Source organism: Burkholderia sp. A9 (genome assembly GCF_000801975.1).
Genome location: NZ_JSZN01000016.1, coordinates 210,539 through 230,916, shown reverse-complemented (window position 1 = coordinate 230,916; position 20,378 = coordinate 210,539). Strand labels below are relative to the sequence as shown.

15 protein-coding genes and 1 pseudogene are annotated in these 20,378 nt (G+C 67.2%); 8 read left to right on the top strand and 8 right to left on the bottom strand.

Going from position 1 to position 20,378, the window contains the following annotated elements; all coding sequences use genetic code 11:
• The first annotated feature begins 6 nt into the window (after positions 1-6).
• Positions 7-1,356, top strand: coding sequence for an ABC transporter ATP-binding protein (locus tag PI86_RS09025; RefSeq protein WP_039321125.1), 1,350 nt, complete (start codon positions 7-9; stop codon positions 1,354-1,356).
• Between the two features lie 27 nt (positions 1,357-1,383).
• Here the strand turns inward: PI86_RS09025 and PI86_RS09020 are convergent, their stop codons facing one another.
• Positions 1,384-2,262, bottom strand: coding sequence for a MurR/RpiR family transcriptional regulator (locus PI86_RS09020; RefSeq protein ID WP_039321123.1), 879 nt, complete (start codon positions 2,260-2,262; stop codon positions 1,384-1,386).
• 366 nt (positions 2,263-2,628) lie between these two features.
• Here PI86_RS09020 and ggt point away from each other — a divergent pair, with 366 nt between their 5' ends.
• Positions 2,629-4,380, top strand: coding sequence for a gamma-glutamyltransferase (gene ggt / locus PI86_RS09015; protein WP_039321121.1), 1,752 nt, complete (start codon positions 2,629-2,631; stop codon positions 4,378-4,380).
• 219 nt (positions 4,381-4,599) lie between these two features.
• Positions 4,600-5,928: a dicarboxylate/amino acid:cation symporter gene (locus PI86_RS09010; protein ID WP_014898881.1), complete on the top strand. Its 1,329-nt coding sequence runs from the start codon at positions 4,600-4,602 to the stop codon at positions 5,926-5,928.
• Here the strand turns inward: PI86_RS09010 and PI86_RS09005 are convergent.
• Positions 5,925-6,314, bottom strand: coding sequence for a DUF3331 domain-containing protein (locus PI86_RS09005; RefSeq protein WP_039321119.1), 390 nt, complete (start codon positions 6,312-6,314; stop codon positions 5,925-5,927). The genes PI86_RS09010 and PI86_RS09005 overlap by 4 nt on opposite strands.
• Before the next feature lie 44 nt (positions 6,315-6,358).
• The gene (locus PI86_RS09000) at positions 6,359-7,651 is read right to left on the bottom strand and encodes an NAD(P)/FAD-dependent oxidoreductase (protein ID WP_039321117.1); all 1,293 of its coding nucleotides are present in this window, start codon (positions 7,649-7,651) and stop codon (positions 6,359-6,361) included.
• Between the two features lie 148 nt (positions 7,652-7,799).
• Here PI86_RS09000 and PI86_RS08995 point away from each other — a divergent pair, with 148 nt between their 5' ends.
• The gene (locus tag PI86_RS08995; protein ID WP_039321115.1) at positions 7,800-8,453 is read left to right on the top strand and encodes a TetR/AcrR family transcriptional regulator; all 654 of its coding nucleotides are present in this window, start codon (positions 7,800-7,802) and stop codon (positions 8,451-8,453) included.
• A 208-nt stretch (positions 8,454-8,661) separates the two neighbouring features.
• Here the strand turns inward: PI86_RS08995 and soxR are convergent, their stop codons facing one another.
• Positions 8,662-9,138 carry a redox-sensitive transcriptional activator SoxR gene (soxR, locus tag PI86_RS08990; protein WP_039321114.1) on the bottom strand — a complete coding sequence of 159 codons (477 nt, stop codon included), beginning with the start codon at positions 9,136-9,138 and terminating at the stop codon, positions 8,662-8,664.
• 79 nt (positions 9,139-9,217) lie between these two features.
• On the opposite strand from soxR, the gene PI86_RS08985 reads away from it, so the two are divergent.
• The 3 genes from PI86_RS08985 to PI86_RS08975 are packed head-to-tail and all read left to right on the top strand — an operon-like array spanning position 9,218 to position 15,097.
• Complete coding sequence (locus PI86_RS08985) at positions 9,218-10,432, top strand: efflux RND transporter periplasmic adaptor subunit (RefSeq protein WP_039321112.1); 1,215 nt, start codon at positions 9,218-9,220, stop codon at positions 10,430-10,432.
• Positions 10,433-10,445: 13 nt separating this feature from the next.
• Positions 10,446-13,619, top strand: coding sequence for an efflux RND transporter permease subunit (locus tag PI86_RS08980; RefSeq protein ID WP_039321110.1), 3,174 nt, complete (start codon positions 10,446-10,448; stop codon positions 13,617-13,619).
• On the top strand, positions 13,616-15,097 hold the full coding sequence (locus PI86_RS08975; RefSeq protein ID WP_039321108.1) for an efflux transporter outer membrane subunit: 1,482 nt from the start codon (positions 13,616-13,618) through the stop codon (positions 15,095-15,097). The genes PI86_RS08980 and PI86_RS08975 overlap by 4 nt, the downstream gene beginning before the upstream one ends.
• Positions 15,098-15,162: 65 nt before the next feature.
• On the opposite strand, the pseudogene PI86_RS08970 reads toward PI86_RS08975, so the two are convergent.
• Positions 15,163-15,672 (bottom strand): annotated as a pseudogene (locus PI86_RS08970) (transketolase-like TK C-terminal-containing protein); the annotation flags it as partial.
• 420 nt (positions 15,673-16,092) lie between these two features.
• Between PI86_RS08970 and PI86_RS08960 the strand changes: the two are divergent.
• Positions 16,093-17,610, top strand: coding sequence for a purine-cytosine permease family protein (locus PI86_RS08960; protein ID WP_235362716.1), 1,518 nt, complete (start codon positions 16,093-16,095; stop codon positions 17,608-17,610).
• 190 nt (positions 17,611-17,800) lie between these two features.
• On the opposite strand, the gene PI86_RS08955 is transcribed toward PI86_RS08960, so the two are convergent.
• The 3 genes from PI86_RS08955 to PI86_RS08945 all read right to left on the bottom strand — a co-directional run bounded on the left by PI86_RS08955 (position 17,801) and on the right by PI86_RS08945 (position 20,265).
• Positions 17,801-18,556, bottom strand: a complete 756-nt coding sequence (locus tag PI86_RS08955) for a glucose 1-dehydrogenase (protein WP_039321352.1) — start codon at positions 18,554-18,556, stop codon at positions 17,801-17,803.
• A gap of 43 nt (positions 18,557-18,599) precedes the next feature.
• Positions 18,600-19,136, bottom strand: a complete 537-nt coding sequence (locus tag PI86_RS08950) for a VOC family protein (RefSeq protein ID WP_039321101.1) — start codon at positions 19,134-19,136, stop codon at positions 18,600-18,602.
• 211 nt (positions 19,137-19,347) lie between these two features.
• A complete protein-coding gene (locus PI86_RS08945; protein WP_039321096.1) occupies positions 19,348-20,265 on the bottom strand; it encodes a LysR family transcriptional regulator in 918 nt (305 codons plus the stop codon).
• Between the last annotated feature and the right edge of the window lie 113 nt (positions 20,266-20,378).

Below are 20,378 nucleotides of genomic sequence, written 5' to 3'. Positions count from 1 at the left end.
AGCGCGATGCAACAAAATTCGACCGTTATCAACGCCCCCGTCAAGACGTCCCAGCCGCTGCAGCCGCCGCGGCTCGGCGAAGAAATCCTGCGCGTCGAGCACGTGAACCGCGGCTTCAACAAGTCGCAGGGCGAACTGCTCGTGCTCGACGATGCGAACCTGTCGCTGCGCGAAGGCGAGATCGTCGGCCTGCTCGGCCGTTCCGGCTCGGGCAAGTCGACGCTGCTGCGCATCATTGCCGGCCTGATCGAGCCGACCGGCGGTGAAGTGACCTATCTCGGCAAGCCGTTGCGCGGCCCGGCCGAAGGCGTCGCGATGGTGTTCCAGACCTTCGCGCTGTTCCCGTGGCTGAGCGTGCTGCAGAACGTGGAAGCCGGCCTCGAGGCGCTCGGCGTCGGTGCGCGCGAGCGGCGCGAACGCGCGCTCGCCGCGATCGACCTGATCGGTCTCGACGGCTTCGAGAATGCTTACCCGCGCGAACTGTCGGGCGGGATGCGGCAGCGCGTGGGCTTCGCGCGCGCGCTCGTCGTCGACCCGACGATCCTGCTGATGGACGAGCCGTTCTCGGCGCTCGACGTGCTGACGGCCGAAACGCTGCGTACCGACCTGCTCGATCTGTGGACGCAGGGCCGCATGCCGATCAAGTCGGTGCTGATCGTCACGCACAACATCGAGGAAGCCGTGTTCATGTGCGACCGGATCCTCGTGCTGTCGTCGAACCCGGGCCGCGTGATCGCCGAGATCAAGGTGCCGTTCAAGCATCCGCGCAACCGGCTCGACACCGATTTTCGCAAGCTCGTCGACGACATCTACGCGAAGATGACCGCGCGCCAGACCAACGAGGCGACGAAGAAGGGGTTGGAGCTCGGCAGCTGGATGCCGCGCGTGTCGACCAACCTGATGGCCGGCCTGATCGAGACGCTTGCGATGGCGCCGTATCACGGCCGCGCGGACATGCCGGAAATCGCGCGTACGCTGCATCTGGAAGTGGACGAACTGTTCCCGATCGCCGAAGTGCTGCAGTACCTCGGCTTCGCGGACGTGCGCGAAGGGGACGTGTTCCTGACGCCGCCCGCGCGCGTGTTCGCGGAGTTCGGCACGCAGGAGCGCAAGCTGATGTTTGCCGATCATCTGCTGAAGCATGTGCCGCTCGCCGCGCGGATCCGGAAGGTGCTGAACGAGCGTCCGGGCCATCGCGCGCCGCGCGTGCGCTTCGAGCAGGAGCTGGAAGATTTCCTGTCGGACGAAGCGGCCGAGGAAACGCTCGATGCGGTGATCGACTGGGGGCGTTACGGCGAAGTGTTCTCGTACAACGACAAGACGGAAGTGTTCAGTCTCGAGGATGTCGAGAGTTGATGCCCGCGCCCGAATGACGATCGACCGTCATTCGGGCAAATCCCACTGATTCGCATCCTGCTCGATCCCGCCCGTACTCAGCCGCTCGATCTTCTCCATCCGCTGCCGCGCCAGTTCGGGCAACCGGTTAGTCACGCCGATCACCAGCGCTTCGGCAAGCGCGAGCGCCGGCACGTTGGTCTGCAGCATCGCGAACGGACGCCCCTGGATCCGCAGCACGATCTCGGCGAATGCGCTGATCGGCGAGCGCCATTCGTCGGTGATCAGCAGCACGCGCACGCCGAGCCGATGCGCGGCCTGCGCGAACCGCACACTGTCCTTCTGATAGCGGCGAAAGTCGAAAATGACGAGCACGTCGTTGGACCCCATGTCCGTCAGCGTGACCGACGCGAGATTCACGTTCGGCTCGACGTACTGCACATGCGGGCGAGCATACGCGAGCGTGAACGAAAACAGCGACGCGAGCGGCGCGGTATAGCGCCCGCCGCCGCAGAACACGCGGAGATCCGGATCGGCCAGCAGCGTCACCGCTTCGTCGAACGCCGCCGCATCGAGTCCCTCGATCGTGGTGGCGAGCGATTGCGACAGCCGCTGGAAGATCGCCGCATGGCTGTCGCGCATCCCGGATTCCGAGTGGAACGCATCCATCCGCGCGAGCGGCGAATTCATCGCGGTATCGATCTCGTCGTGCAGCGCCTGCTGGAACGACGAGTAGTTCGGAAAGCCGATCCGCACGACGAAGCGAAACACGGTCGGGTCGCTGACTTCCGCTTGCTTCGCGAAGCTCGCGATCGGCCCCAGCCCGAGACTGGGATAGCGATCCAGCAGCGCGTGCGCGACCTTCTGTTCCGACGGCGTGAAGCTATCCATCTGGGATAGCAGCAACGCCCTGATGCTTGTCCCCATCGGGCACTCCGGCTTGCTCGTATCTGAATGACAAACGGCAGACATGCGTCTGCCGGCGACTCCATGCATGTTAGCCCATCGACGGGCCGCGGGCCGTGTGCGATTGCAGATTAGAGGGACGCATCGCACCGGTCCTCGATCATTCATATTTGTAATAAAACAAACATTCAGTGCGACCGACCAGTGCCAGATTTCGCGCATAAATTCAGTGATAACCCTAGGTTTTGAGATGAAAATGCCGATGCTATGATCGCGGCCTTGCCGGAATGTATTGTTCATTACATTCCGGATCAACAGCGTCGGCCGACCCTCGGGGCCGGTCACGTATCCCGGCATGGTCCGGTCATTCATCTGGAGGATTCCGTCATGAGGCGGCTCGTCGTACTCACCCTGTTGTCGGCCATGAGCGCGGGCGCGCTCGCCGCTTCGGAACCCGCGGTGGAAGCGAAGAACGGCATGGTCGTGTCGTCGCAGCACTTCGCGTCGCAGATCGGCGTCGACATCCTGAAGGAAGGCGGCAACGCCGTGGACGCCGCCGTGGCGGTCGGCTACGCGCAGGCCGTGACCAATCCGTGCTGCGGCAACATCGGCGGTGGCGGCTTCATGACCCTGCACATGGCCGACGGCCGCGATCGCTTCATCAACTTCCGCGAGACCGCGCCGGCCGCGGCCTCCGCGAACATGTATCTCGATGCGAAGGGCAACGTCATTCCGGACGACAGCCTGTACGGCTATCGCGCGGTCGGCGTGCCGGGCACGGTCGCGGGGCTCGACCTCGCGCAGCGCAAGTACGGCAAGCTGACGCGCAGGCAGGTGATGGAGCCGGCGATCCGCCTCGCGCGCGACGGCTTCGTGCTGACACGCGGCGATACCGACATCCTCGATACGACGATCGACCGCTTCAAGAAGGATCCGGACGCGGCGCGCATCTTCCTGCGCCCGGACGGTACGCCGCTGCAGCCGGGCGATCGTCTGGTGCAGAAGGACCTGGCCCGCACGCTCGAGCGTATCGCGGAGCACGGCCCCGACGCGTTCTATCACGGCGAAATCCCGAAGATCGTCGAAGCGGCAGCGAAGCGCGGCGGCGGGCTGATCACGGCCGCGGATTTCGCGTCGTATCGCGCGCAGGACATCGCGCCGCTGACCTGCACGTATCGCGGCTACGAGTTCGTGTCGGCGCCGCCGCCGAGCTCGGGCGGCGTGACGATGTGCGAGACGCTGAACGTCCTCGAAGGGTATGACCTGCGCAAGTTCGGCTACCAGTCGGCTGCGGTGGTCCACTACATGACCGAGGCGATGCGCCACGCGTACGAGGATCGCAACACGCTGCTGGGCGACCCGAACTTCATCGACAATCCGGTCGCGAAGCTGACGAGCAAGCAGTATGCGGCCGAGATCCGCAAGCAGATCAGCGGCGAGACGGCGACGGCGTCGGTCGACGTGCAGCCGGGTGTCGGCGTGCACGAGAAGCCGGAGACGACCCACTACTCGATCATCGACCGCGACGGCAACGCGGTGTCGACCACGTACACCGTCAACGGCCGCTTCGGCGCCGTGGTGATCGCTCCGGGCACGGGCTTCTTCCTGAACGACGAGATGGATGACTTCACCGTGAAGGTCGGCGCGCAGAACCTGTTCGGTCTCGTGCAGGGCACGCGCAACTCGATCGCACCGGGCAAGCGTCCGCTGTCGTCGATGGCACCGACGATCGTGAAGAAGGACGGCAAGGTGTTCATGGTGGTCGGCTCGCCGGGCGGTTCGCGCATCATCACGATCACGCTGCAGACCGTGCTGAACGTGATCGACTACGGGATGACGCCGCAGGATGCGGTCGGTGCGCCGCGCGTCCATCATCAATGGCTGCCGGACGAGGTCTATTACGAGACCCGCGGCCTGTCGCCCGACACGCTCGCGATCATGCGCAACATGGGTTACAAGATGGTCGAGCAGACGCCGTGGGGCGCCGCCGAGCTGATCATGGTCGGCCTGCCCGGCACCGAGGCGGTGAGCCACCAGAGTTCCGGCAACGACTCGTCGGTGTCCGGCAACGTGCGCGTCGGCTACATCTACGGCGTCAACGATCCGCGCCGCCCGGCCGGTTCGGCGATCGGGTACTGACCTGATCCGGTCGCATCACGCTGAACGGCTGCAACCGGCGTTCGCCATCGCGCGAGCGCCGGTGCAGCAGCAGCGCGTCCGTTCGCCGACTTCCGCAGTATCGCGCGTGGCGGGTGCCCGGAATGCCGGGTACGACCGCCACGCGACGCGCGTACCGTGGCACGGCACCGGCGCGCGCATGTCCTTTTTCCATTCCTGCACCGTGCGTCGAGTTCCGTTATGAACAAACGAATGTCTGCGGCAGTCTGGATCCTGCTCGCGATGGCGGCCGGCATCCTGATCGGCTACCTGATCTACACGCAGTTTCCGGACAAGCAGTCGGCCACCGAGATCGCCGGCTACATCTCGCTCGTGTCCGACGTATTCCTGCGGCTGATCAAGATGGTGATCGGGCCGCTGGTGTTCTCGACGCTCGTCGTCGGCATTGCGCACATGGGCGATGCATCGTCGGTCGGGCGCGTGTTCGTGAAGGCGTTCGGCTGGTTCGTCACCGCGTCGCTGATCTCGCTGCTGCTCGGGCTGCTGATGGCGAACCTGCTGCGCCCCGGCGAGAACCTCGGCCTGCCGCTGCCGGACATCGGCGCATCCGCGCATCTCGCGACCTCCAAGTTCACGCTGAAGGACTTCGTCAGCCACATGGTGCCGAAGTCGATCGCCGAAGCGATGGCGAACAACGAGATCCTGCAGATCGTCGTGTTCTCGATGTTCTTCGGCGTTGCGCTGTCGGCGCTCGGCGAGCGCGGCAAGATCCTCGTCGCCGCGATCGATCAGCTGGCGCACGTGATGCTGAAGATCACCGGCTACGTGATGAAGCTCGCGCCGCTCGCGGTGCTGGCGGCGATGGCGTCGACCGTCGCGATCAACGGGCTGTCGATCCTGCTGAAGTTCGCGGTGTTCATGGGCGACTTCTACGTGAGCCTGTTCCTGCTGTGGAGCACGCTCGTGATCGCCGGCCTGCTGTTCCTCGGCCGCCGCGTGTTCAAGCTGCTCGTGCTGATCAAGGAAGCGTTCATGCTGTCGTTCGCGACCGCGAGCTCCGAAGCCGCGTACCCGAAGATCCTCGACGCGCTCGACCGGTTCGGCGTGCGGCGCAAGATCTCGAGCTTCGTGATGCCGATGGGCTATTCGTTCAACCTCGACGGCTCGATGATGTACTGCACGTTCGCGTCGCTGTTCATCGCGCAGGCGTACAACATCCACTTGTCGCTCGGCACGCAGATCACGATGCTGCTGGTCCTGATGCTGACGTCGAAGGGGATGGCCGGCGTGCCGCGCGCATCGCTCGTCGTCATCGCGGCGACGCTGCACCAGTTCGACATCCCGGAAGCGGGGTTGCTGCTGATTCTCGGCGTCGACACGTTCCTCGACATGGGGCGCTCGGCCACCAATGCGGTGGGCAACTCGATCGCCAGCGCGGTGGTCGCGAAGTGGGAGGGCGAGCTGATGTCGGAGTCCGAGGCCGCAGCGCATGCCGCGCATCTCGACGCCGAACTGGAACGGCAGAACAACGATCCGGCCTATGGCGCCGGTCAGGCGACGTCCGCTTAAGCGACGCACGCCGCGTCAATGCACGCCGCCAGCACCATCGCAGCGGCGTTGCCCGGCGCCGAGCCGAGCAATTGCGGTGCATAGACGCTGTCGCCGGCCGCGATCGGCCGCCCCGACAGCGCGCAGATGCCGCGCTTGCGCGTCGTGAACAGCCGCCACTTCTGGTAACCGTAGTGGCCGGTGCACGCGTCGCACCACGAAATCATCACGGTGTCGGCCGTGGGCCGCTCGAGCACGCTGATCGTCGGCTGGCTCGTCGCGTCCCACGACGGCAAGCGGTCGCGCGTGACGGTGCGCCGGCGTGGCGCGCCCCATGATACGGACGGCATGTCGAAGCTGCCGATCGCGGCGACGGTCCCGAGCCAGGGGGCTGCATTTTCGTTCATGTCTGCTTTCCTCGAAACGTTACGCAATGTCACGACGCGCGGTGTCACGACAGACGGATGCGCGGCTGCACGCAGCCGTTGATCCGTTCGGCGATCCACAGCAGCGTCGCCTTGGAGAATCCGTGCAGCGCCTGCTGGTGCCGCCGGTACAGCATCAGGTGGCTGAATTGCGCGAAGCGCCCCTGGATGAAGCCGCCGCGGAAGAACCCGAACTGCCCGAGCGTGCCGAACGCGTCGTAGTCGCTGATCGACACGAGCGCGCCGAAATCGTGAAACGCGAACGGCGGCAACGGCTTGCCGTCGAGCCACGCGGGGAGGTGCTTCGCGAGATGCTCGGCCTGCTGGGTCGCCACCTGCGCGGTCGGCGGCAGCGGCCGTTCATGCCCGTCGGGCTGCAGGCTCGCGCAATCGCCGATCGCGAACACGTGCTCGTCGGCCGTGGCCTGCAGGGTGGGCCCCACCATGATCTGGTTCGCGCGGTTCGTATCGAGCCCGCCCAGCGCCTGCATGAAATCCGGTGCTTTCACGCCGGCCGCCCACACCATCAGATCCGCTTCGGCGAACGAACCGTCGCCATAGTGGAAGCCGTTCGTATCGGCCGACGTCACGCGCGTCGACGTCAGCACCTGAAAGCCGATCTGTTCGAGCCGCCGCTGCGCCGACGCGGAAATCTTCGGCGGAAACGCGGCGAGGATGCGCGGGCCGCTTTCGAGCAGCGTGAGCTGCAGCCGCTCGCGCACCGTCGCATCGCCATATGCCTGCGCCACTTCCAGCAGCCGGCTCAGCTCCGCTGCCAGTTCCACGCCGGTCGCGCCCGCGCCGACGATCGCGACGCGGAACGGCTCGTCGCGCGCGATGCTGCGGAACACGCGCATGCGCAGCGCTTCGTTGAAGGTCTCGGCCTGCTGCTGGCTGTCGATGAAGTAGCAGTGCTCGCGCACGCCCGGCACGCCGAAATCGTTGGCCTGGCTGCCGAGCGCGAGGATCAGTACGTCGTATTCGAGTTCGCGCGCGTCGATCACCAGCTGGCCGTCCTGCGAGCGGATTGCGCCGAGCTGCAAGCGCCGACGTGCGCGATCGAGCCCCTTCAGTTCGCCGGGCTGGTACGTGTAGCCGTGATCGCGGGCATGGGCGAGAAAGATCACCTGCTGTTGCTGCACGTCGCGCGTGCCGGCCGCGATCGTGTGCAGCATGGGCTTCCACACATGGGTCGGACTGCGGTCGACGACGGTGATCCGGGCGCGTCCGGCGCGGCCGAGGCGTTCGCCGAGGCGGGTCGCGAGCTGCAATCCGGCGATCCCGCCGCCGACGATGACGATGCGAGTAGGGGTTGTCATGGATAAATCATCGCGTGATGAATAATGTATGATCCTAGCGCTTCCCGGCTTCGCGTGTCAACGGAGCGGGGCAGGCGGCCCGGTCGCGGCGACGCGAAACCGGGGCCCGAACACGGGCATTCGAATCAATCAACGGGAGCAGGAAAACGTGGCTGAAGTCACTGAGCGCGCGCCGGCGAAGCGGCGTACGCGCGGGCGGCCGCTGGCGGACGCGTCCGTCGGTCCGGACGTGATATTGCGGGCCGCGCGCCGCACGTTCGCGAAGCGCGGCTACGATGCGACGAGCGTGCGTGAAATCGCGCGCGAGCTGGGCATCGACGCGGCGCTGATCGCCCATCATTTCGGCACGAAGGAGACCTTGTGGCTGGCCGTCGTCGAGCAGATCGCCGAGCTCGCCGAGCCACAGTTCGTCGCATTGCGCGCGCTAGGCACGTCGGCATTGCCGCATCGCGACCGCGTGCGGCGCGCGATCGAGCTGTGCGTCGATCACGAATTCGAGGAGCCGGACATCGGCATGTTCTTCTCGACCGCGGCGACCGAGGAGGGCGGGCGGCTCGACCGGCTGCAGGAGCGGATCGTGCGCCCGTATCACGACGCGATGTTGCCGCTGCTGGCGGACGCGGTCGAGGCCGGCGTGATCCGCGCGGTCGATCCGAACGTGCTGTTCTTCATGATCGCGAGCGCCGTCGGCACGACGGTGTCGTACAGCCACATGATGCTGGAGTTCACGTCGCTGCCTACGCGGCAGGACGCGTTCCGGCAGGCCGTGCTCGACGTCGCGCTGAACATCCTGCACGTCTGAACACAGCGCGCGGTGCGGAACCGGCCTGCGCGCACGCGTGATCGACCTGTCGCCGTGCAGTGCCCGGACGGTGATTGTTAGCAACCGCCAACATCAGGAAGACTGGCGATCACGGGCGCGGCGATCGTGGTGATCGGCGGCAGGCGGATCGGGTGACGTGGGAGGTCGGCACGGTATCCTGGATCGCACCTGCCGCCGCCCGCGTGTGTCAGTCGAGCTCGGGCGGCGCATCGCCGAGCCAGCGCCGCGCGCCGGGCCCGTTGCGGCTCGCGCGGTCCTCGGGATTGGTCAGCTTGCAGCGCTTCAGCGACAGGCAGCCGCAGCCGATGCATTCGTCGAGATTGATGTAGAGCCGCTGCAGTTCCTCGATGCGGTTCGCGACGCGCTGTTTCCAGCCGCGCGACAGCCGCTGCCAGTCCTTGTTGGTCGGCGCGGTGTCTTCCGGCAGGCTCACCAGCTGCTCGGCGATCTCGTCGAGCGAATAGCCGATCTTCTGCGCGAACACGATGAACGCGATCAGCCGCAGCACCGCGCGCGAATAGTGGCGATGGCTCGAACCGTTGCGGTGCGACTTGATCAGCCCGCGCGTCTCGTAGAAGCGCAGCGTCGACGCCGGTACGCCGCTGCGCGCGGCCACTTCGCGGATCGACATCAGCGGCCATTGCGGGATTTCGTCGATACCCATGACGCCCTCCGGGAAAGCTTGACTTGAAGTTAACTTCAACTTTTATGCTACGCGGCAGTTTAACCCGTCGCGAGGCATCATGCTCTCCTTATCCCTACGCAGGACCTCGCCTTTGGGCGCGGCCTGCGCACTGTTGCTGGCGTTGTCGGGCTGTCACGACGGCAAAGGCGAAACGTCGGCCCAGCCCCTTCCCGAAGTCGGCGTGACGACCGTCGCGCCGCGCACGATCCGCCTCGCGGACGAATTCAACGGACGCGTCGAAGCGGTCGACGCGGTCGAGCTGCGGCCGCGCGTGAGCGGCTATCTGCAGCGCGTCGCGTACAAGGAGGGCGACCTCGTCGCGCAGGGCGCGATGCTGTTCGAGATCGATCCGCGCCCGTACCGGATCGCGCTCGAACGCGCGAACGCGCAGCAGCAACGGGCGCGTGCGGCCGCGAGTCTCGCGAACGTGCAGCTCAAGCGCGTGCAGACGCTGATCGATGCGCACGCAACTTCCCAGGAGGAACTCGACAATGCGCGCGCGAGCGCCGAGCAGGCGCGTGCCGACCTGCAGGCGGCCGATGCGGCCGTCGCCGACGCGAAGCTCAATCTCGGCTTCACCGAAGTGCGGGCGCCGATCGCGGGCCGCGTCGGCCGCGCGATCGCGACCACCGGCAACCTCGCGCGCGCCGACGACACGCTGCTGACCACGGTCGTGTCGCAGGATCCCGTCTATGTGTATTTCGACTGCGACGAGCAGAGCTACCTGCGCTACAACGCGCGGCGCGCCGATCCGAAGCATCGCGCGATCGGCGCCGATCCGGTGCGCGTGGGCCTCGCGAACGAGACGGGCTTCCCGCACGCGGGCACCGTCGACTTCCTCGACAACCGGCTCGACCCGCAAACCGGCACGATCCGCGCGCGTGTGCGGCTGTCGAACGCGGCGCATACGTTCACGCCGGGGCTCTATGCGCGCGTGCAGCTCGTGAGCGGCCGCGACCAGGACGCGCTGCTCGTCGACGACAAGGCGGTGCTCACCGATCAGGATCGCAAGTACGTGTACGTGATCGGCGCCGGCGACAAGGCGCTGCGTCGCGACGTGACGATCGGCCGTGCGCTGGAAGGCGAGCGGATCGTCGAGAAGGGGCTGCAGGCGGGCGATCGGGTGGTCGTCGACGGCGTGCAGCGGATCTACTATCCGGGCGCGCAGGTGAAGCCGAAGGCACTGCCGGCACGCGCGGACGCGGGCGCCGGCACTGACCCGGGCAGCGGCACGCAGTCGGTGGCCGACGCCGGCGCGCCGGCCGCGCATTAACGGGAGACATGCGATGGATTTCTCCCGATTCTTCATCGACCGGCCGATCTTCGCGGTCGTGCTGTCGATCGTCATCTTCGCGATCGGCCTGATTTCGATCCCGATGTTGCCGGCCGGCGAATACCCGGAAGTCGTGCCGCCGAGCGTCGTCGTGCGTGCGACGTACCCGGGCGCGAACCCGAAGGAAATCGCCGAATCGGTCGCCGAACCGCTGGAAGAGGCGATCAACGGGGTCGAAGGCATCATGTACATGAAGTCGGTTGCGGGGTCGGACGGCAGCCTGCAGGTCGTCGTCACGTTCCTGCAGGGCGTCGATCCCGACACGGCCGCCGTGCGCGTGCAGAACCGCGTGAGCCAGGCGTTGTCGCGCCTGCCCGACGAGGTGCGGCAGTACGGCGTGACCACGCAGAAGCAGTCGCCGACGCCGCTGATGTACGTGAGCCTCTATTCGCCGGACAACAGCCGCGATTCCCTGTACCTGCGCAACTACCTGACGCTGCACGTGAAGGACGAGCTGTCGCGGCTCACCGGCATCGGCGACGTCGGCGTGTACGGCTCCGGCGACTACGCGATGCGGCTGTGGCTCGATCCGAACCGGCTCGCGTCGCGCGCGCTGACCGCAAGCGACGTGATCGCGGCCGTGCGCGAGCAGAACGTGCAGGTGTCGGCCGGCCAGCTCGGCGCGGAACCGTCGCCGAAGAAAAACGACTTCCTCGTGTCGATCAACGTGCGCGGCCGCCTGCGCACGGTGCAGGAATTCAGCGACATCGTGCTGCGCAACGGCGACGACGGCCAGGTCGTGAAGCTGTCCGACGTCGCGCGCATCGAGCTCGGCGCGGGCGACTACACGCTGCGCTCGTATTTCAACGACAAACATTCGGCCGTGGTCGGCATCTTCCTGTCGCCGGGCGCGAACGCGCTCGACGTCGCGAAGGCCGTGTATGCGAAGCTCGACGAGCTGTCGAAGCGGTTCCCGCCCGGTGTCGCGTACCGCCCGGTGTGGGACCCGACGGTGTTCGTGCGCGAGTCGATCCGCGCGGTGCAGCACACGCTGATCGAGGCCGTCGTGCTGGTCGTGCTCGTCGTGATCCTGTTCCTGCAGACGTGGCGCGCATCGATCATTCCGCTCGTCGCGGTGCCGGTATCGGTGGTCGGCACGTTCGCGTTTCTCCATCTGCTCGGTTATTCGATCAACACGCTGACGCTGTTCGGGCTCGTGCTCGCGATCGGGATCGTCGTCGATGATGCGATCGTGGTCGTCGAGAACGTCGAGCGCAACATCGCGCAGGGGTTGAGCCCGCGCGATGCCGCGCACCAGGCGATGCGCGAGGTGTCGGGGCCGATCGTCGCGATCGCGCTCGTGCTGTGCGCGGTGTTCGTGCCGATGGCGTTCATGTCGGGTGTCACGGGCCAGTTCTACAGGCAGTTCGCGGTGACGATCGCGATCTCGACGGTGATCTCCGCGATCAACTCGCTGACGCTGTCGCCCGCGCTGGCCGCGAAGCTGCTGCGCCCGCACGGCGCGCCGAAGGATGCGCTCACGCGCGCGCTCGATCGCGCATTCGGCTGGCTGTTCCATCCGTTCAACCGCTTCTTCGAGCGCAGTTCGGATCGTTATCACGGCGTCGTCGGTCGCACGCTGAAGCGGCGCGGCGTGGTGTTCGCGGTCTATGCGGTGCTGCTCGCGGCGACCGCGCTGCTGTTCAACGCGGTGCCGGGCGGCTTCATCCCCGTGCAGGACAAGCTGTACCTGTTCGCGGGCGCGAAGCTGCCGGAGGGTGCGTCGCTCGCACGTACCAGCGCGGTGACCGAGCAGATGACGAAGATCGCGCTCGGCACCGACGGCGTCGAGATGGTGCCGGCGTTCGCGGGGCTGAATGCGCTGCAGGGCGTGAACACACCGAACATCACGAACTCGTACGTGATCCTGAAGCCGTTCGACCAGCGGCATCGCAGCGCCGCGCAGATCAATGCGGACCTGAACGCACGCTTTGCGGCGATCAATGGCGGCATTACCTACGCGCTGATGCCGCCGCCGATCCAGGGCCTCGGCAACGGTTCGGGCTACTCGCTGTACCTGGAGGATCGCGGCGGGCTCGGCTACGGCGAATTGCAGAAGGCGCTGACGACGTTCCAGGGCGCGGTCGCGAAGACGCCGGGGATGAGCTATCCCGTCAGCTCGTACCAGGCGAACATCCCGCAGCTCGAGGTGAAGGTCGACCGGCTGAAGGCGAAGGCGCAGGGCGTCGCGTTGACCGACCTGTTCAACACGCTGCAGGTCTATCTCGGCTCGATGTACGTGAACGACTTCAACATCTTCGGCCGCGTGTATCGCGTGATGGCGCAAGCGGATGCCGGCCACCGGCAGACGGCCGCCGACATCGCGAACCTGCGCACGCGCAACGCGAAGGGCGAGATGGTGCCGATCGGTTCGATGGTGACGGTGGAGCCTGCGTACGGACCCGACCCGGTCGTTCGCTACAACGGCTATCCGGCCGCCGACCTGATCGGCGACGCCGATCCGAAGGCGATGTCGTCGTCGCAGGCGATCGCGAAGCTCCAGCAGATCGCGAAGGAGGTGCTGCCGCCCGGCATCACGCTCGAATGGACCGACCTCAGCTACCAGCAGGTCACGCAGAGCAACGCGGCGATCGTCGTGTTCCCGCTCGCGGTGATGCTCGTGTTCCTCGTGCTCGCATCGCTGTACGAGAGCTGGACGCTGCCGCTCGCGGTGATCCTGATTGTGCCGGTGTGCATGTGCGCGGCGCTGTTCGGCGTGTGGCTGTCCGGCGGCGACAACAACGTGTTCGTGCAGGTCGGTCTCGTCGTGCTGATGGGCCTTGCGTGCAAGAACGCGATCCTGATCGTCGAATTTGCGCGCGAACTCGAAATCCAGGGCAAGGGCGTGATCGAAGCGGCGCTCGAAGCGTGCAAGCTGAGGCTGCGCCCGATCGTGATGACGTCGGTCGCGTTCATCGCGGGCTCGGTGCCGCTCCTGATCGGCAGCGGCGCCGGCAGCGAAGTGCGTGCCGCCACCGGCGTGACCGTGTTCGCGGGGATGCTCGGCGTCACGCTGTTCGGGCTGTTCCTCACGCCCGTGTTCTATGTGGCGATCCGCAAGCTCGCGGGCGGCACGCCGGCCGTCTGGAGCGAACAGCACGGCACCCTCGAAGGAGAAAACCGATGAGCGCCGCTTTCCGTCTTTCCGCGCTCGCGATGTCGATGACACTCGCCGCCTGCGCGGTCGGCCCCGATTTCAAGCAGCCCGACCCGGCGACTGCCGCGCGCTTCGCGCGCGACGCGCATCCGGCCGTGCAGGACGCGGCGCCGCCCGATGCGTCAGCCGATGCCGATGCCGCGTTCTGGCACGGCTTCGGCGATCCGGCGCTGACACGATTGATCGATGCGGCGCTCGCAGCGAACCAGGACCTGCAGGTCGCGGTGTCGCGCTACGACGCATCGAACGCGCTGCTATCGCAAGCGACGTTCGACCGCTATCCGACGCTCACCGCGAGCGGCCGGATCGGCCATCAGCTGACGAGCAAGGACCAGGCGTTCGGCGCACCGCGCAGCCAGCGCGATACGCCGATTTCCAGCGTCGGGATCAATGCGGCGTGGGAACTGGACCTGTTCGGCCGCGTGCGCCGCTCGATCGAGTCGCAGCGTGCGGAAACGGCGGCCAGCGCGGCCGACGTGCGCGCGGTGCGCGTCGCGATCGCGGGCGCGGTCGCGGGCACCTACGTGGATCTGCGCGGCTCGCAGGAGCGGCTGCGGATCGCACGCGAGAACGCCGACAACCAGCAGCAGACGCTCGCGTTGATCAATGCGCGCGTCGGCGCAGGGCGCGGTTCCGAACTCGACGCGGCACGTGCGCGGGCACAGTACGAGTCGACGACGTCGCGGATCGCCGTGTATGAAGCGGCGATCGGCGTCGACGAGCACCGGCTCGCAGTGCTGACGGGGCAGATGCCGGACGCGCTGATCGGTCGCTTCGACGCGCCGAAGGACGCGCCGGTGCCGCTGCCGGCGCTGGCCGCGGACCTCGATCCGGGCACGCCGGGCGACCTGCTGCGCCGGCGCCCGGATGTCGCCGCCGCGGAAGCGCGGCTGCATGCGGCGACCGCGCGGGTCGGCGTCGCGACGGCCGACCTGTTTCCGCGCTTCACGCTGTCGGGGTTGCTCGGTAGCGCGACGAGCAGCTACGGCTTCTTCCGTGCGGGCAGCGACACGAACCTGATCGCGCTCGGCATCGACTGGTCGTTCCTCGACGTCGGCCGCGTGCGTGCGCGAATCGCCGCGAGCGACGCGGAAGCGGCCGGCCAGCTCGCGCAGTACCGGCAGACCGTGCTCGGCGCGCTGGAGGAAACGGAGAACGCGCTGTTGCGCGTCGCGCGCACGCGTGACGAGACCACCCATCTGGTGCGTGCCGCGGACGACAGCGCACGCGCCGCGCAGCTCGCGCAGGCGCGCTTCTCGGCCGGTGCGATCGACTACTACGAGGTACTCGACGCGCAGCGGACGCTGCTCCAGGCGCAGGACGCGGCGGCCGACGGACGGATGCGCAGCGCGGCGTCGACGGTCGCGCTGTACCAGGCGCTCGCGGGTGGCTGGCCGGCGGGAACGGCGCAGCCCGCACCGGGGCCGCTCGCGCAGTCGCGGCCTTGATGCGAGCAGGGCCGCGCGGCAGGCGGAAGCGCCGGTGCCTGCCGCGGGGCTCCGCGCCTGCGTGCCTACACCGTCGCCGGGTCGACTTTATCGATGTCGATCCCGTAACGCCGGATGGCCTCGCCGACGCGTGCGTGCGGAATCGTGCCGTCGTCGGCGAGCGCTTTCAACGCCGTGATCATGATGAAGTGCCGGTCGACCTCGAAGAACGTGCGCAGTGCCTCGCGCGTATCAGAACGGCCGAAGCCGTCGGTGCCGAGCGACACGAAGCGCCGGTCGTCGACGAACGCACGGATCTGGGCGCCGACGATCTTCATGTAGTCGGTTGCAACGACCACGGGCCCTGTGCGGCCGTCGAGGCATTGCCGAACGTACGGCACGCGTGCCGGGGCGTCCGGATGCAGCAGGTTCCAGCGCTCCGCGGCGAGTCCGTCGCGGAGCAGCTCGGTCAGGCTCGTCGTGCGCCACACGTCGCTCGTCACGTCGAAGTCCCGCGCGAGCAGGTCGCCCGCGGCGAGCACTTCGCGCAGGATCGCGCCGCTGCCCATCAACTGCACGTGCGGCGCCTCCATGGCGTCGTGAACGAATGCTTGTCGGAATCGATGTATCTCGCGTCGTCGCGGTATTCGATTGCGGACATCGCCGCGTTCCCGTGGCTGCGTACGGCGGCCGCGCCGGCTACCCGCACGTCGAGCGCTGGCTCGCCGATATCGAGGCCCGGCCTGCCATTCAGCGGGGCCTGATCGCCTGCCGCGCGCCGGCGGCCGCGCCCGCGCCCGCGCCCGCGCACTGACGTCGCATCGCCCGCGCCGCATGCGCGGCGCGGCAACCGGCCGATTCCCTGTCGCGAAACATTGTTCTCCTTCGTCGTAAACGTCTCGAATGCGTGATATTTGCGCTGCCTGATCCGGTTTAGAGTGGCCGCGAATTGATGACGATGTGTCGTATGGCCGCAGTCGCGGGCCGTACCGATGCACCAGAGGAGCTGGAGACAAATGGGTGAAGGCAGAATTACGCAAGTCGAATCGTTCGGTTTCGAGCGCATTCCCGACGCATCGCGCTATGCGCGTCCGATTGATCTGTTCCGGTTGCTGTTCGGCGGCTGCAATACGTTTTCCACGTCGGTGCTCGGCAGTTTTCCCGTGCTGGTCGGGCTGTCGTTCAAGGCGGGCGTGTGTGCGATCGTGCTCGGCGTGCTCGCCGGCACCTGCATCCTCGCGCCGATGAGCCTGTTCGGCCCGCGCAACGGCACGAGCGACCCGGTCTCGTCCGGCGCGCATTTCGGCATTCATGGCCGGATCGTCGGCTCGTTCCTCGCGCTGCTCACGTCGATCGCGTTCTTCTCGCTCGCGGTGTGGAGCTCGGGCGATGCGCTCGTCGGCGGTGCGCACAACATGGTCGGCGTGCCGGTCAACGGCTTCACGCTCGGCGCTGCATACATGGTGTTCGCGGTGCTCGTGCTGATCGTCTGCATCTACGGCTTCCGCTTCATGCTGTGGGTCAACAAGATCGCCGTGTGGGCCGCGAGCCTGCTGTTCGTCGCCGGCCTGTTCGCGTTCGCGGGGATGTTCGACATGAACTACGCGGGCACGCTGAGCCAGGGGAGCGCCGGCTTCTGGGCCGCGTTCGTCGGCGCGGTGCTGGTCGCGTTGAGCAACCCGGTGTCGTTCGCGTCGACGCTCGGCGACTGGGCGCGCTACATTCCGCAGCAGACGCCGAAGCGGCGCGTGATGGGCGCCGTGTTCGCCGCGCAGGTCGCGACCTTCGTGCCGTTCTTCTTCGGCCTTGCGACCGCGACGATCATCGCGTCGAAGGCGCCCGCGTTCATCGCGTCGAACGATTATGTCGGCGGGCTGCTCGCCGTGTCGCCGCGCTGGTTCCTGCTGCCGATGTGCCTGATCGCGATCATCGGCGGGATGTCGACCGGCACGACCGCGCTGTACGGCACGGGTCTCGACGTGTCGAGCATGTTCCCGCGCTTCCTGAACCGCGTGCGCGCGACGCTGCTGATCGGCACGATTGCGATCGCGTTCATCTTCGTCGGCCGGTTCTGGTTCAACCTCGTCGAAAGCGTCGCGACGTTCTCGACGCTGATCGACACGTTCAGCTGCCCGTGGATGGCGATCATGGTGATCGGCTACGTGACGCGTCGCGGCTTCTATCTCGGCGACGACCTGCAGGTGTTCAACCGCGGGCTGCGCGGCGGCCACTACTGGTTCACGCATGGCTGGAACCTGCGCGCGATGGGCGCATGGCTGCCGGCGGCGTTCATCGGGCTGTCGCTCGTGAACCTGCCGGGGCAGTTCGTCGGGCCGCTCGGCAATCTCGCGGGCGGGCTCGATCTCAGCGTGCCGGTGTCGCTGGTGGTCGGCGGGCTGCTGTATTGCGTGCTGCTTACCGTCTCTCCGGAAGCGGAAGGCGTGTACGGTCCGCGCGGACGCTTCCTCGTGCGTGGCGGCAAGCAGGTGGCGCGCGGTGTCGGCGCCCCGGCGATCCAGTCGAAGGGGTACTGAGCGCCGCATCGCGTGGCGCGTCGCTTCGGACGTCACAGTGCCGCCGCGCGGGAGAACCGCGGGCGGCATGGCTATTTCCGGATGCGTGATTGTCGGTGTGCATGACAGGCCCGCCCCGACCGCCCACCGAGGCCGGCTGCAAACGAAAACGCCCGCCGGACAGGCGGGCGCGTGTCGACTGCGATGCGGATCAGTGGAACGTGCTGCCTGCGAGCATCCCGCCGTCGACGATGAATTCCGAGCCCGTGCAATACGCGGATTCGTCGGATGCGAGGAACAGCACGAGGCTGGCTACTTCGTCGGGTTTGCCGATGCGCGCGATCGGCAGCCCGCTATAGATAGACGACGGGTCGAAGTCCGCATACTCGGGCGGGCGCGCCATCACGGTGTCGATGCCGCCCGGGTGGACCGAGTTCACGCGGATCCCGTAGCGGCCGAACTCGAGCGCGGCGGCCTTCGTCATCCCGCGCACCGCGAACTTGCTCGATACATAGGCGCTGCCGCCGTCCACGCCTTCCATCCCGGCCGTCGACGACACGTTGACGATCGAGCCGCCGCCCGCATCCTTCAGCGCGGCCAGCGCCGCTTTCATGCCGAGCCAGCAACCGACCTGGTTCACGTCGATCACCTTGCGATAGTCGTCGAGCGAGCACGATTCGATCGGCACCAGCTTCAGGATCGCCGCGTTATTCACCAGGATGTCCAGCCGGCCGAAATGCGTGAGCGTCGCGTGGACGGCAGTGTGCCAGTCGTCTTCGTTCGTCACGTCGAGGTGCTGGTAGCGCGCGGCGTCGCCGAGTTCGGTCGCGACGCGCTTGCCCGCGTCGTCCAGCACGTCGGCGATCACCACGCGCGCGCCTTCGGCGACGAACCGGCGCGCCTCCGCTTCGCCCTGGCCGCGGGCGCCGCCCGTGATCAGCGCAACCTTGCCTTCGAGTCGTTTCATCATGTCTGCTCCTGTGAGTGATGGGGCGCGCAGGCGGGCCCGCTCATGAAGCGGCGGCCGACGCGTCGATGATGCGGACCGGATCGGTGCGGTCCCACATGCGCGCTTCGGCGATGCCGTGCGCGATCATGTCGCGCATGCCCGCGCCTTCGATCACCTCGACGCGCACGCCGGGATCGTCGGCATCGTCGAGGTAGGCGACGCGCGTGGCAGGGTTACGCGCTTCGAACACGACGCGCAGGCCGCGCGCCGTGAGCCGCGCCACGGCCGCATCGAGGTCGTCGACCACCCAGGCGACGTGGTGCAGGCCCACGAGCGGTTTTCCGTGCGCATCGCAGTACGGCGACGGCGTGTCGTTCGTTACGTGGATCAGTTCGATCTGCAGGTCGCCGCGATACGCGAGCCCGACGTCCATCGTGACCGTCACCGGTTCGCCGAGGTAGCGGCCGTCGAGACGCACGTTGCGGAACACGGTCCAGGGGCCTGCATCGTGGCGGGCGCGCCAGCGCGCGATGCTGCGGTCGAGATCGGCGACCACATAGCCGAGCTGGTCGATCGGGCCGAGGACGGGGTCGTTCATGGTGTTTCCGTGGCGAGGGTGTGCGGGCACGCGCCGTGTGATTCGGCGTGGAATGCGGCGCGCAACGAATGACGGCCATGATGGCAACAAAGCCGGCGCTTCGTGCCGTCCAAACGGATGAGAGCGAACGAGAACGTGCCAGTTGAATCGCGTCGCGAAGACGCGCGTGTACGACGGAGGAGCGAGGAGGGAAGGCGGGACGATCCGCGCGCTACCGCGCGTGCGGCCCCTTGACCGTCAGCCGGCACACGGTCGCGAGCGCGAGCAGGTTCGGATCGCGTTCGCGCCGGTGCAGGAAGCTCAGGCCGATCGTCTGGCGGATCGTCGGCCCGGCGAGCGGCACCAGTGCGATCTTGTGCGAGAAGAGGTCGCGCACGCGGCCCGGCAGCAGCGAATGGCCGACGCCGCCGGACACGAGATTGATCAGCGAGAAGATGTCGCCCACGCGCATCACGACGTTCGGCGTGACGCCCGCGGCCCGGAACGCTTCCGTGAAGCCGTCGTGGGTCGCGAAGCCTTCGCCGAGCGACACGAACGGTGCGTCACGGCAGGCGGCGAGATCGATCGCGTCGCGTTGCGCGTACGGCGAATCGATCGGCGCGGCGAAGAACATTTCATCCTCGAACAGCGCGATCGATTCGATTTCGGCGTCCGGCTCGGGCAGGGCCATCAGCGTCGCATCGATCGCGCCGTGCCGGAGCTTGTCGAGCAGGTCGGCGTTCGAGCCGAGCACGAGCTCGGCCTGCAGCTCGGGGCGGCGCTCCTTCAGCGCGATCACGACCTCGGGCACGGTGCGGATCGTCAGCGAATAGAGCGAGCCGATCTTCAACTGCCCGGCGCCGTAGCCGGCCGCTTCCCGCGTCGAGCGGATGCCGTCCGCCATCGTCTTCAGCACCTCGCCCGCGACTTCGGCGAGCACCTGCGCGGCTTCGGTCGGAATCAGGTTGCGTCCTTCGTGGCGGAACAGTGCGCAATGCATCCCTTCTTCCAGCGTGTGCAGCGCGCGATGCACGCTGACCGTGCTGACGTTGAGCGCTTCGGCGGCCTTCGCGAGGCTGCCGGCTTCCATGAAGGCGAGCAGCACCTCGAGCTTGCGGAAGGTGATCTCTTCGTTGATGCGAGTGCGCATGGTCGGGCGGCGGGAAGGGCGATCGACGATTCTGCCGCAGAACGCCGGCAGCAACAATGCGCGAATATCCGCAATTTCCGGAGGACGACGTCATATCCGGACGACGTTTAATC

Bases quoted from the DNA above. Each gene is read 5' to 3' on its own strand.
- PI86_RS09005 (WP_039321119.1), bottom strand. From the start codon at position 6,314: ATGAACGAAAATGCAGCCCCCTGGCTCGGGACCGTCGCCGCGATCGGC.
- PI86_RS09010 (WP_014898881.1), top strand. From the start codon at position 4,600: ATGAACAAACGAATGTCTGCGGCAGTCTGGATCCTGCTCGCGATGGCG.
- PI86_RS09020 (WP_039321123.1), bottom strand. From the start codon at position 2,262: ATGGGGACAAGCATCAGGGCGTTGCTGCTATCCCAGATGGATAGCTTC.
- PI86_RS08950 (WP_039321101.1), bottom strand. From the start codon at position 19,136: ATGAACGACCCCGTCCTCGGCCCGATCGACCAGCTCGGCTATGTGGTC.
- ggt (WP_039321121.1), top strand. From the start codon at position 2,629: ATGAGGCGGCTCGTCGTACTCACCCTGTTGTCGGCCATGAGCGCGGGC.
- soxR (WP_039321114.1), bottom strand. From the start codon at position 9,138: ATGGGTATCGACGAAATCCCGCAATGGCCGCTGATGTCGATCCGCGAA.
- PI86_RS08955 (WP_039321352.1), bottom strand. From the start codon at position 18,556: ATGAAACGACTCGAAGGCAAGGTTGCGCTGATCACGGGCGGCGCCCGC.
- PI86_RS08945 (WP_039321096.1), bottom strand. From the start codon at position 20,265: ATGCGCACTCGCATCAACGAAGAGATCACCTTCCGCAAGCTCGAGGTG.
- PI86_RS09025 (WP_039321125.1), top strand. From the start codon at position 7: ATGCAACAAAATTCGACCGTTATCAACGCCCCCGTCAAGACGTCCCAG.
- PI86_RS09000 (WP_039321117.1), bottom strand. From the start codon at position 7,651: ATGACAACCCCTACTCGCATCGTCATCGTCGGCGGCGGGATCGCCGGA.
- PI86_RS08980 (WP_039321110.1), top strand. From the start codon at position 10,446: ATGGATTTCTCCCGATTCTTCATCGACCGGCCGATCTTCGCGGTCGTG.
- PI86_RS08985 (WP_039321112.1), top strand. From the start codon at position 9,218: ATGCTCTCCTTATCCCTACGCAGGACCTCGCCTTTGGGCGCGGCCTGC.
- PI86_RS08960 (WP_235362716.1), top strand. From the start codon at position 16,093: ATGGGTGAAGGCAGAATTACGCAAGTCGAATCGTTCGGTTTCGAGCGC.
- PI86_RS08975 (WP_039321108.1), top strand. From the start codon at position 13,616: ATGAGCGCCGCTTTCCGTCTTTCCGCGCTCGCGATGTCGATGACACTC.